This window comes from Bacillus sp. GbtcB10, from assembly GCF_019091365.1.
Lineage (GTDB): Bacteria > Bacillota > Bacilli > Bacillales > Bacillaceae > Bacillus > Bacillus altitudinis.
The window spans coordinates 828,690-840,692 of record NZ_JAGXJP010000003.1; the positions used below are offsets into that span (position 1 = coordinate 828,690).

At 41.5% G+C, this 12,003-nt stretch carries 12 protein-coding genes; 3 read left to right on the plus strand and 9 right to left on the minus strand.

What is annotated here, in order from left to right; genetic code table 11:
- Nucleotides 1-28: 28 nt before the first annotated feature.
- The 7 genes from KVT11_RS14435 to KVT11_RS14465 form a co-directional block, all read right to left on the minus strand.
- Nucleotides 29-211: a sporulation protein Cse60 gene (locus KVT11_RS14435; protein ID WP_003217582.1), complete on the minus strand. Its 183-nt coding sequence runs from the start codon at nucleotides 209-211 to the stop codon at nucleotides 29-31.
- 101 nt (nucleotides 212-312) lie between these two features.
- Nucleotides 313-624 carry a rhodanese-like domain-containing protein gene (locus KVT11_RS14440; RefSeq protein WP_017358336.1) on the minus strand — a complete coding sequence of 104 codons (312 nt, stop codon included), beginning with the start codon at nucleotides 622-624 and terminating at the stop codon, nucleotides 313-315.
- Nucleotides 625-678: 54 nt separating this feature from the next.
- Entirely contained in the window at nucleotides 679-1,362 is a 684-nt protein-coding gene (locus tag KVT11_RS14445) for a YesL family protein (RefSeq protein WP_210552175.1), read from the minus strand.
- 24 nt (nucleotides 1,363-1,386) lie between these two features.
- Complete coding sequence (locus KVT11_RS14450; RefSeq protein WP_210552176.1) at nucleotides 1,387-2,676, minus strand: Gfo/Idh/MocA family protein; 1,290 nt, start codon at nucleotides 2,674-2,676, stop codon at nucleotides 1,387-1,389.
- Between the two features lie 18 nt (nucleotides 2,677-2,694).
- Nucleotides 2,695-3,219, minus strand: coding sequence for a hypothetical protein (locus KVT11_RS14455; protein WP_025207829.1), 525 nt, complete (start codon nucleotides 3,217-3,219; stop codon nucleotides 2,695-2,697).
- A complete protein-coding gene (locus KVT11_RS14460) occupies nucleotides 3,216-4,328 on the minus strand; it encodes a glycoside hydrolase family 88/105 protein (RefSeq protein WP_210552177.1) in 1,113 nt (370 codons plus the stop codon). Before KVT11_RS14460 ends, KVT11_RS14455 begins: the two co-directional genes overlap by 4 nt.
- Before the next feature lie 18 nt (nucleotides 4,329-4,346).
- A complete protein-coding gene (locus tag KVT11_RS14465; RefSeq protein WP_046344262.1) occupies nucleotides 4,347-5,312 on the minus strand; it encodes an ABC transporter permease in 966 nt (321 codons plus the stop codon).
- A 231-nt stretch (nucleotides 5,313-5,543) separates the two neighbouring features.
- Here KVT11_RS14465 and KVT11_RS14470 point away from each other — a divergent pair, with 231 nt between their 5' ends.
- Nucleotides 5,544-7,844: a helix-turn-helix domain-containing protein gene (locus KVT11_RS14470; protein WP_019743703.1), complete on the plus strand. Its 2,301-nt coding sequence runs from the start codon at nucleotides 5,544-5,546 to the stop codon at nucleotides 7,842-7,844.
- Between the two features lie 35 nt (nucleotides 7,845-7,879).
- On the opposite strand, the gene KVT11_RS14475 is transcribed toward KVT11_RS14470, so the two are convergent.
- Nucleotides 7,880-8,251, minus strand: a complete 372-nt coding sequence (locus KVT11_RS14475; protein WP_008343017.1) for a winged helix-turn-helix transcriptional regulator — start codon at nucleotides 8,249-8,251, stop codon at nucleotides 7,880-7,882.
- Between the two features lie 154 nt (nucleotides 8,252-8,405).
- On the opposite strand from KVT11_RS14475, the gene KVT11_RS14480 reads away from it, so the two are divergent.
- Nucleotides 8,406-9,593: an MFS transporter gene (locus KVT11_RS14480; protein ID WP_050827584.1), complete on the plus strand. Its 1,188-nt coding sequence runs from the start codon at nucleotides 8,406-8,408 to the stop codon at nucleotides 9,591-9,593.
- A 13-nt stretch (nucleotides 9,594-9,606) separates the two neighbouring features.
- Nucleotides 9,607-10,446, plus strand: a complete 840-nt coding sequence (locus tag KVT11_RS14485; RefSeq protein WP_050827590.1) for an aldo/keto reductase — start codon at nucleotides 9,607-9,609, stop codon at nucleotides 10,444-10,446.
- Nucleotides 10,447-10,490: 44 nt separating this feature from the next.
- Here the strand turns inward: KVT11_RS14485 and KVT11_RS14490 are convergent, their stop codons facing one another.
- Nucleotides 10,491-11,990 (minus strand): extracellular solute-binding protein, encoded by a 1,500-nt coding sequence (locus KVT11_RS14490; protein ID WP_007501870.1) that lies wholly within the window; start codon nucleotides 11,988-11,990, stop codon nucleotides 10,491-10,493.
- Between the last annotated feature and the right edge of the window lie 13 nt (nucleotides 11,991-12,003).

Below are 12,003 nucleotides of genomic sequence, written 5' to 3' on the forward strand. Positions count from 1 at the left end.
TGGCAAAAGGACCCTTCAGCAGGTCCTTTTATTTTTTATATAAAATGAGCGCTGAAAAACAGTAGAGCTGCTCTCCTCCTTGCTCACAGATCACCGCCACATTGTATTTGATGTCAATAATTTGGTCGTCGTCCATTCCTTTTAAAAAAAGATTGATTTCGCTTTGCAAATCTTTCTCGTGTTCTTCATCAAATACAGCTACCTTCAGCACATATGTCACTCTCCCTTCTCTTGCTACTCTATTTTTATGCAAATAGAGACGGACATATGAACAAAAAAAGCCTTCCATCTTGTCGATGAAAGGACTTCTTTTTACAGCTTCGGTTTTGTTTCTCCTGTCCATGCAAGCATGCCGCCAACGACATTGGTTGCTTGATAGCCTTGGTCTTCTAAGAAATAGCAGACATTCTCACTGCGTTTACCAGAACGGCAAATAATATAATACTCTTGCGTCTTATCAAACGCATCTAGCTTCTCAGGAATATCGCCCATTCGAATATGGACTGCCTCTGGAATCATGCCTTCTGCTACCTCTTCATCCTCACGCACATCGACGAGTTGAATGGCTTCTTCTTGCTCTAGCTTTTGCTTTAATTCTTCTATTGAAATTTCTTTTACTGACACGACTCTCATCTCTCCTTTTATTCACGGTGACACCATTATAGCAAATCATACACATCACTGCGTATTCACCCGCTTGGATTGAAGGAAAGACGGGAATCGTTTCTTCACATCAACTGCCGGCTGCTCGCTTTCAAACTCTATCTTTTTAAACACTTGATAGGCTAGCCACATGTGGCCATATGCGAGAATGCTGATGCTAAAAAACGGCACGATCCCTGGCAAATAAGCAAATAGGATAAAGAGAACAGCCGAGAAAACGAGCATAGAGAGCGTATATTGCAAATACGAGATCCCAAGTAGAAGGGAAAATTTCAAATAAAGACGCTTTTTCCAATCATAATGAGCCAGCAGCGGAAAGATATAAAACAAGCTGACAATAAACAGAAAACCAAAGATATAGATCGCAAAGCGAAGCACGTGTAAAAACCAGCTCGTTGGATAAATATAAGCAAGGTCTACATAAATAATCGTCCCGATGATGACCAGCACCACTCCAATGACATTAGAGCGTACAAATTCTTCGCGGTATACTTTCCAAAAGGTTTGAAAGACGCTGACTTGCTCATGCCCTTGTATCCACTTTCTCATCACAGAAAATAACGCTGTTGTTGCAGGCATGAAGCCAAAGATTCCAAGCCCAAGTAAAGTGAACAAAAGCCATAACACATTCGTATAGGCGAGTCTCATCACCCACTCACACATACGCAGCATTCTGCTCATTGATCCATCATGATCCATCTCTCGTCCCTCCTCTCTTTCTCGTTACACCGTCTCTTTTTGAAACAATTCTTCTATTTCAATCGGGCGTTTTTCTGCAACTGATCGCCACATGCCTTCGCCAAGTGCAATGGAATAAGCACCCGCCTCTGCTCCTGCCGAAATGTCATAAGGAATGAGCGGATCTTTTCCTAAAAATAAATCTGCTAATAATAGCGGATCTCCGCCTCCATGACCACCTGATTGCTTCACAACTTCAATCGTTTCTTTTCCACCAAACATCGGGTAGTATGCAATTGTCTGTTCAGGGAATTGAAAAGGGATTCTCGATGGCACATGAAACTCATTTGTTTCAATCCGTCCCTTCGTCCCGTTAATCGCAAGCCGGTAGCCTTCATATGGCGCTGAAAATTGAATCGAGTAACTTAACAAAGCCCCCTGATCATAAGCCACTGACGCCACATATGTATCCTCAATATCAATTTCTTGATCAAAAATACAGGCATCCGGGCGATAATTCGAGTATTGCTTTGACTGCTGCTCACCTGATTCAATATGGTCATCCTCCACCTTTGAACGCTCTACCCGCGGATTCCACCTTGCTTCATAATGACAGGTATCTCTTACATGACAGGTTCCGCAATATCGATTCCCTTCACCCTGCAAAGGATTCCAAGGACTTTCATTCCCATAATAATTCAGTGCGCCATAGGCAAATACTTGCTTCGGCTTTTGATCAACCCACCAGTTGACCAAGTCAAAGTGATGGGTCGATTTATGAATAGACAGTCCGCCAGAATATTGACGCGAGCGGTTCCACCTTTTGAAATAACTCGCTCCATGATACGTATCAATGAGCCAGCTTAACTCAACAGACGTGACCCTTCCAATCTTTCCATCTAAAATGAGCTCTTTTATCTTTCTGTGGAATGGATTGTAGCGATAATTAAAGGTGACGGTGACCTTCCCTTTGCTTTCTGCCTCTTTTTCCATCACCTGTTTGGCGTCTTTTGCTGTTGTGACCATCGGCTTTTCCGTCATGACATCCAGATCATGATCCAGTGCCTGCAGGATATATGTGACATGTGTATCATCTCGCCCCGCCACAATGACGATATCTGGTCTTGCTTCCTTCACCATCTGATCAAATGCATCCTCATGAAAAAATGAGACGCCCCTTAGTGATGGAAAACGCTCCTGACAAAGTGTATACCGCTTCTCATCTACATCTAGGAGCCCTGTAATCCTGTAATGCTCATTGAAATCCTCGGTGAGCGGTTTGATAAACATATTGAAAGCGCGGTGACTGAGCCCGCAAACGGCGACCCTTTTCACATTCCCCCACCCCTTTTTCTATTGGTTTTCACGAAGCTGCTTCATGAGAGACAGTGCCTCTTTAGATTTCTCCGCATACACAGGAATGAAGGCGACCATATCTCGATGTAATCGAAAGGTATAGCCATTTAGCTGCTTTGTTCCTTTCTTGATTTGGACCGCATAATCGACTGTATTTCCCGTCTTTGCATCTTCTACCGTATATGGTCCTGCCCCTTCGCCATCTACCCGCATCTCTTCAAGCAGCTGAAAGCTTTCAGGATCATCATATGTTCTAAACATTTCTTCCGGGACAAACATCACGTCCCCCTCTTTTGCAGTTATTTCAACAAGAAGTTTTTCAGGAATTGCAGGGAAGATGTGAACGTCGTATGTCTCCTGATTTGGTTGAAAAGCTTTCTCCACTAATTGATCTTTCATTGCTTTTGACATGTCAGAAAAAATAAGGACATCAATCCCCTCTGTTTTCCCCTGACAGGCGGACAAATAAAAGGCAGCGATGAAGCTGAGGAGCCATGCCGCAGCCCTTTGATGCCGCCTCATACCTTTTGAAAAACAGACAGCTTTTCTAGTTCAGTTAACGCCATAATAAAAGCGCCTGCTCCATGCAAATCATTCGTGCTACGCTCTCTGCCAACGTAATAGTCATAAAATCCCGCAGATGTTCCAATACAAATATCGTTCACCGTAAAATCGCCGTTGTCTTTTTCCTCCGTTTTATACTGAATCAACCCTTGATACGCTTTGACCACATGATCAACATATCGAAGACTGACATATCCTTCATTCATGGCTTTTGCCATCGCATATATGAATAGACATGACCCTGAGCTTTCAAGCCAGTTGTCGCTATGACTTCCTTTATCAAGGATCTGATGCCATAGACCCGTTTCGTCGTCCTGATATTTTGCCACACTTTCCAGCATATCTGTCAGTGTGTCCTTCCACACTTTTCGTCCTTCATGTCCTTCTGGTAAATCTTCGATCATATCGGCTAACGCAAGGACATACCAGCCAAAGGATCTTGCCCAAAATTCTGGGGAACAGCCCGTCTGTTGATCAGCCCATGGCATCACTTTCCGTTCATCCCATGCGTGATAGTAAAGACCCGTTTTTTCATCTTTGGTATGCTTTCTCATGAGATGCTCTTGATGGATGACCATGTCCACCAGCTCCGATTCTCCTGTCATCTGGGCATACTTTAAAGCAAAAGGCCCACCCATATAAAGACCATCTAGCCACATTTGATAAGCATAATTATCTTTATGCCAGAAACCGCCCTCAGACGTGCGATTCAGCGTCCGGTAAAGCCCCCGAAGCTTTTCCGCTGCCTTCACATACCGCTTCTCTCCCGTTCTTTCAATCAGCGGGAATAAAATGAGCCCTGCTTGAATGGCATCAAGCTCGTCTCTGCGGAATAACAGATTCCCATGGTCATCAATGAGTGAGTCAGCATAATTTTTCACATAATCAAAGTACGCCTCGTTTTCTGTTGCTTCGTAAAGCTTCATCACTCCGCAAAGGAAAACCCCTTGATGATAGTGCCACCTTCCAGCTGGCGGAAGTTCAATCGGTGTATACGCTTTCATTATTGTTTGTGCTAATTTCTCTGCATGCTCAAGCGGTGATCCCTTTTCAATCGATAATGTCATTGGTCTTCATCTCCCCTTTTAATAAATCCCTTCTTCTCCAAACTTCTTCGCTAAACGGTTCGCCATCATGACCAAAATAAGTCCAACGGCTGCTTTAAATAAACCAACAGCAGTACTATAGCTGAATTGTCCTTGCTTCAGACCAGCTGTATACACATACGTATCAAAAATCTCTGCAACTTCCCTGTTGGTCGCATTGAGTAATAAATAGACATGTTCAAATCCAAGCTCTAACGTATCACCGATTTTTAAAATGAGCAGTACAACAATGACACTTTTAATCGCAGGAAGGGTGATGTGCCACATTTGTCTAAGTCTGCCGGCTCCATCCATTTTTGCTGCTTCATATAGCTGCGGATCTACTGCTGTAATCGCTGCAAGATAAATAATGGTTGACCAACCCGCTTCTCTCCAGATTACCTGCAAAATGTACATGGGTCTAAACCATTCTTGGCTAAGAAGGAAGTTAATCTTTTCTCCTCCAAAGAAAGCAATCAATTCATTGATTAACCCGCCATCTACCGTTAACAAAACAAAAGATAAGGACACGACAATCACCCATGACATGAAGTGAGGAATATAAATCATCGTCTGAACAAATTTCTTAAACAGTGCCAATCTGACCTCGTTTAAAAGAAGGGCTAATAAGATCGGAATCGGAAAGAAAATCACGACATTCATGGCAAATAAAATGAGCGTATTTTTTAATAAGATGAAAAATGTTGGTTCTGTAAATAATCGAATAAAGTGTTTGAAGCCAACCCACTCACTGCCAAGAATTCCGAGAAACGGCTGGTAATCTTGAAAGGCAATGATCAGCCCCCACATAGGGACATATTTAAAGACAAGAAAATAAATGAGCCCTGGCAAAATCATTAAATACAGAAATTTTTGACTAAGCAATTGATTAAGTAAGCGCTTTCTCTTTTCTTTTTTCAAAGCTGCCGCAGGCACACCCTTGGCAGTGACATCCTGTGTTTTCACAGATAAAGCCTCCCCTCATGCTGATGCATGTGTTAACTGTATCTTAAGGATGAAAAATCCGTCTACAATCATATCATCAGATCATATTTACTCAGGGGAAGCTACTCAAAACGTTACATAAAACATAAGAAAATGATCCTAATCTCAGAAAATGATTATTGACAAACCTACCAGATTTTTGGATTAATAAACTAAGGGGAAAAGATTGTTTCGTTTGAAATGGGGGGTTTTATGAAAAGAAAGCAGTATAAATTTTATTACAAGCTGGTGACGTTTTTTTTCGTGCTTAGTACGATTCCTGTTATTATTGTCGGTATTTTTTCTTATCAGCATTCGCAAAAAACTGCACTCGAAAATATTTCAAATGAAAAGCTGGACAGCGTCAAACAAACGCAATCCAATATTGAGCATATTCTAAAGACAGTAGATCATTCTCTCACTCACTATGTCAGTTCGCCGCCTCTCCTTCAAACACTGGCAGAACCTTTAAATCCAGACCAATTCCAACTTTATAATCAAGTCCAGCAAGAACTGAATTACCTGCAAACCTTCGACACCGATCTCTCCAATATTACACTTGTTAGTAAAATGGAAGATTGGTATATGAACAATTCTGGTCTTTATCATGTCTCGAACGGGGATCAAGAGAAAGCGTTAACCTCTTACCTCAATATTCCGAGTCATTCCAGCTGGGCACTTGAAGAAAATAATCCACTTGTCTCAACAAAAGAAGGAAAGACATCCTTTTGCAAATACAATGTGAATTTAATCAAGCAGCTTCCGATGAATAGTGTCCAAAAGAAGGGGATCGCCGTCGCCAGCATTCCAAGCTGCGTGATTGCTGACAACATGCCTGACTTCTCTCAATCTGATAGTATGTTTGTCATTGATACAAACGGAAAAGTGCTGCTACATAATCGAAAAGAACAAATTGGTGACTCGTTAAAAAATCAAGATTTCGTCAAACATGTCCTGTCACTTGAAGAACGATCCGGACAATTTGATATGAAAATCGATGAACTAAACTATCAAATTACGTTTCAAAAATCAGATTATAACGAATGGACATACTTATCCTTTGTCTCCATTCCAGAACTAAAGCAGCAAACGAAATCAATCGGGTGGATCACCTTTATTATTTGCTTTATTTTGTTAGCGCTTTCATTATTATTTTCATGGTTTGGCTCTAGACACTTTTATAAACCGATTCGCTTATTATACGAATCCTTTGCACGTAATGAGTCGTTTTTGCATAAACAGCCTTTCCAAAATGAATTTGAGCTCATCGAATCGAGCATTAAACAAATGAAAGATCAAAACAATGATCTAGAGGAACGAATTGAACAGCAAGTGACACACTTACAGCAATACTTTATGGTGCGGCTGCTGCTTGGCAAGCTGACGGAAGAAGAGATTCACAACCGATTTCAAAGTCTAGGCTTTCCTCGTGACTGGTCCCATTTGTCCATGCTTGTGACCCAAATCGATACACTAAAAGGAACGCCGTATGAAAAAAAGGATGCAGACTTGCTTTTATTTGCGATAAATGGACTGATTGAGCAGATTATTCCGCTAGAGGAGCATCTTCAGCCAACCGTTGTCAATCAGCATCAAACGACGATTGTCCTCAATCAATCGAAGTCAGAAGAGGAATTTACTGAATATTTAAATCAATTAGCCGAAACAATTCAGCAGCGAATTGAGGAAGAGCTGGGCTTGTCGATCAGCATTGGGATCAGTCGCTCATTTAAAGAGCTCTCTATGGCCAAACATGCTTATATTGAGGGAAAAGAAGCCTTAAAATACAGGCTCAAAGCAGAGAAAAAATCCATTCTTTTATACGAACACATTCAGCAAGGAAAGACGTTTAAAACTCACTTCCCAAAACAGCTGCAACATGATTTATTCGATGCCATTAAAGCAGGCGATCAAGGCAAGGCAGATCACTATTTACATGTGCTTCTGCAATCCATTTTTTCTAAAAATGCTGGACCACATGAGTACCAGATTGCTCTCGCTCGTTTTTTAAACAATCTCATCGAGCTGATGCATTTGCTAGGCATTGAATTGTTTGAAGTCGAAGATAATAAAATGCTCTATGATACGATCTTTGAGTTTAAAACGTTTGAAGATACAGAAGCGTGGCTGAAACATGAGATCATTCGACCCATCATTGATCAGCTCGGCGCACGTGAAGACTCTCAATATAAAAATATCTCAGAGAAAATCATTCATATCATTCATCAAGAATTTGACTCAGATCTGACCTTGGACGAAATCGCTACACGCCTGCACTATAATCCAAATTATTTAAGTAGTATTTTTAGAAAAGAAATGGATATCTCCTTTAGTGAATATCTCTCGTCTTACAGACATCATGTCGCCAAAAACTGGTTGGTGGAGACGGATATGTCGGTGAAAGAAATTTCGGAAAAGCTAAAATACAAAAATCCGCAAAATTTCATCCGCTCCTTCAAAAAGCTGGAAGGCACGACACCTGGGAAATACCGTGATCAGAAAAAAGGCACATAAAGCAAAGTCCCGCTCTCACAAGAAGCGGGACTTTTTTATTTAAACTGTTCATTTAGGATACTGTCTTCCAGCACTGAAAGCGGCTCGCCATACACTCGTTCAATATGGGCTGCCCCCCAATCACATAACGCATTCAAAATTCGCTCAAGTGACTGTCCGTATTCACTTAATTCATACTCCACTTTAGGCGGCACTTGTTCATACACAATGCGGTTAATCACACCGTCATTTTCAAGCTCTCGCAGCTGCTGTGTGAGCATTTTTTGCGTGATATTTGGCATGAGGCGCTTCAGTTCACTCGTCCGCTTTTTCCCATGTGTTAAATGACATAAAATGACACACTTCCATTTCCCGCCGATCACTTCAAGCGTTGCTTCCACAGAGATATTATATTTCTTCTTTTCCAACGTCTCTTCACTCCTTTTGATGCTGAACAGGCACTTTTTAGTACCTATATTACAAAAAAGTACGTACTTTTTTTTCTGTCATCTATGTTAGATAATAACTCTTGCCGATCGGCTTCGTCTATTAAAATGTCATGAAAGAAGGATGTGAATCACGATGCAAAACAAACAAAATCACTTTGCCCTTCTCGCACTAGCGATTAGTGCATTTGCTATAGGTACAACTGAATTTATCTCTGTAGGTCTTCTGCCGATGATCTCAGAAGACTTTGGCGTGAGTGTCAGTCAGGCCGGCTGGACTGTTTCTTTATATGCGCTCGGTGTTACCTTTGGCGCACCAATTCTAACCTCACTTACGTCAACGATGAAAAAAAAGACATTGCTTCTGCTCATTATGCTCGTCTTTTTGATCGGAAATACACTCGCCACGATTGCCCCGACTTTTTCTGTACTCTTAATCGGACGAGTGATTTCAGCCCTATCACATGGCGTATTTATGTCGATTGGCTCGACCATTGCCGCAAGCCTTGTGGTGAAAGAAAAGCGGGCAAGCGCTATTGCCTTTATGTTCACTGGTTTAACAGTCGCTACTGTGACAGGTGTGCCATTCGGTACGTTTCTTGGTCATGAGCTCGGCTGGCGGACGTCATTTGGTGTGATTGTTATGATTGGCCTAATCGCACTGATTTCTAACTATTTCCTTGTTCCGTCTCAATTGAAACAGGGCGTGAAAACAACGTTTAAGGATCAAGCAGCCTTATTAAAGTCGAAAAGAATGTTGCTTTTATTTGTCATTACTGCTACTGGGTATGGAGGAACTTTTGTCGTCTTCACCTATTTATCCCCTCTCTTGCAGCATGTGACAGGTCTTGCGCCTGGAACAGTTGCATTGATCCTGCTGTTATACGGAATGACCATCGCCGCTGGGAATGTCATTGGCGGAAAAGCAGCGAATAAACAGCCAATGAAGGCACTGATTTATATGTTTATCATTCAAAGTCTCATCTTGTTTATCCTTAGCTTTACTGCTGGATTTATGGCAGTCGGGATTGGAACTGTGATGCTGATGGGACTGTTTGCTTTCATGAATGTCCCCGGCCTTCAAGTTGCCGTCGTTGATTTTGCAGAAAGGTATACACCTGGAGCTGTCGACGTTGCTTCCGCTCTGAATATCGCTGCCTTTAATGCAGGTATCGCCATTGGTTCATTTTTAGGCGGCATCGTGACAGATACCCTTGGGCTTGTGCATACCGGCTGGGTTGGCGGCATCATGGTGCTCATGGCTGCCTTACTCACAATCGTGAGTCATCAAATCGAACAAAAAGAATACAAACAAACCATGTAAAGGAGTCTTTCATATGAACAATTTACAAAGTACAAAAACATTAAACAACGGGGTCCGCATGCCAGGATTTGGTCTTGGGGTCTTTCAGGTTGAAGAGGGAACGGAATTAATTGAAGCTGTTAAAACAGCCATTCAATTAGGATATCGCAGTATTGATACAGCTTCTATTTACGGCAATGAAGAAGGTGTTGGACGAGGCATACAACTTGGTCTAGCAGAAACAGGCCTTCGCCGCGAAGACATCTTTGTGACATCCAAAGTGTGGAATGCCGATTTAGGATATGAAGCGACACTAAAAGCATATGAAGACAGCCTGAAAAAACTTCAACTTGATTACCTTGATCTGTATTTAATTCACTGGCCAGTTGAAGGAAAATACAAAGAAGCATGGCGCGCGCTTGAAACGCTATACCGTGAAGGAAAAGTCAGAGCCATCGGTGTGAGTAACTTTCAGCCGCATCATCTAGACGAATTATTGAAAGATGCGGACATCATTCCAGCAATTAATCAAGTCGAGTTTCATCCAAAACTCACGCAGGAAACGCTGTTTACGTATTTGAAAACACATGGTATCCAAATGGAAGCCTGGTCACCACTTATGCAGGGAGAGCTGCTGCACCACCCGCTGATCACGGAGCTTGCGGGCACATACAGCAAAACACCTGCTCAAATTATTTTGCGCTGGGATGTGCAAAAAGGCGTCATTACGATTCCTAAATCAACGAAAGCCCATCGTTTAAAAGAAAATGCCGATATTTTTGATTTTGTCCTATCTGATGAGGATATGAAGCGCCTGTCTGACTTAAATGAAAATAAACGAATTGGTCCTGATCCAGACAACTTCGATTTTTAATGAAAACACCCCCGCTTTTTACTAAGCGGGGGTCTTCATGTTCATCATTTTGATTTTTTAAAGGAAGCTTCATATTCTTCTATGATTTTATTTCCACCATTTGATTTCCACTTCTCTACATCTTTCTTAAATTGTTCTTCGTTGATATCACCAAGAATGAACTTATAGGTCGCATCATCGATGATTTTCTTCAATTCATTTCCTCGCTCTGATGCTGTTTCTGAATACAGGCTTTCAGCAGGGTTAGCGACAATGATGTTTTTATTGTCTTCTTCCAGCTCTTCATATTTTGTACGAACTGCATCGCCTTTATTTTTCAAGTAACGTTTATCAATCCCTACGAGGCTGACAAGCGGCTGTACATCTGTCTGCCAGCTTTTCACTTGGCTTTCTTCCCTCACAAATGTATTTCCATCTTGTTTGTTATAATGCTTTCCATCAATCCCGTATGTCATGAGACCATACACGTCTTCTTCTGCAATGCGGTCAAAGAAAGCCAAAATTCTCTTTAACTCTGCTTCTGATTTGACGCTTGTTTTCGGGAAGGCGAAGATGCCATTATGGCCGCCTGATGCCCATACACGTTCTTTGCCATCTGGGCCTTTGATTCGGTTGATAATATCCACTTCCATGTTTTTATCTGTTGCATCATCTCTTAAGTTCACTGCATCTACCATATTTCCAACATAGATACCCGCTTTTCCTTGTGAAAACAATTCTTGCTGCTGCGTTTTGCTTGTGACTGGGAAGTCTTTGTTTATATAACCATTGTCACGCAGCTTTTTCATATATTTCATTGTATTCATATACTCATCTGTCATAAAGTCTGGCGTAAATTTGCCATTTTCTTCTTTCCAATCTGTTGGCATTCCTTCATAAGAACCAAGCGTTTTAAATGCACCGTAAATCAAATCATTACGGTCTGTAAAACCAATTGTATCGTCCTTGCCATTTTTGTTCGGATCTTTTTCAGTAAATGCCTTGGCTACCTCATAAAGGTCATCTAGCGTTTTTGGTGTATCCAAATTTAAATTTTCAAGCCAATCCTTTCGAATGACAATCCCTTGTCTTGAAAGTGGTCTCTCTCTATAAATGCCATAAAGCTTCCCATCGATAGAGGCATTTTTATTAATCAGTTCGTTCATCTTACTTAAATTTGGATAATCCTTTAAGTATGGACCGATTTCCCAGAACATGCCTGATCTGAACGCATTGATAGCAGATGAATTCTTAATGTCTTGAATCGTCACAATTTGCGGGAGGTTCCCTGCGGCAAGTGCTGAATTTAAACGGTCTTCTTTCACCGCATCAGGCACCCACGTAATATCAAGCTCTGTATTTGTAAGCTTCTCAATCTCTTCTAACACTGAATCTTTTGGCGGCTGCTGATGATACAAAATCGCCATCCATGACAGCTTCACCTTTTTGTCTAAATCAACCTTTTCATCTGATGAGCTTGCCCCTTTACTTGAACAAGCTGACAGAATACCGCTTGCGGCAAATAACAAAACAAAGGCAATCAGCCATAATTTCTTTCTCCCCATAAGATCCCTCCGT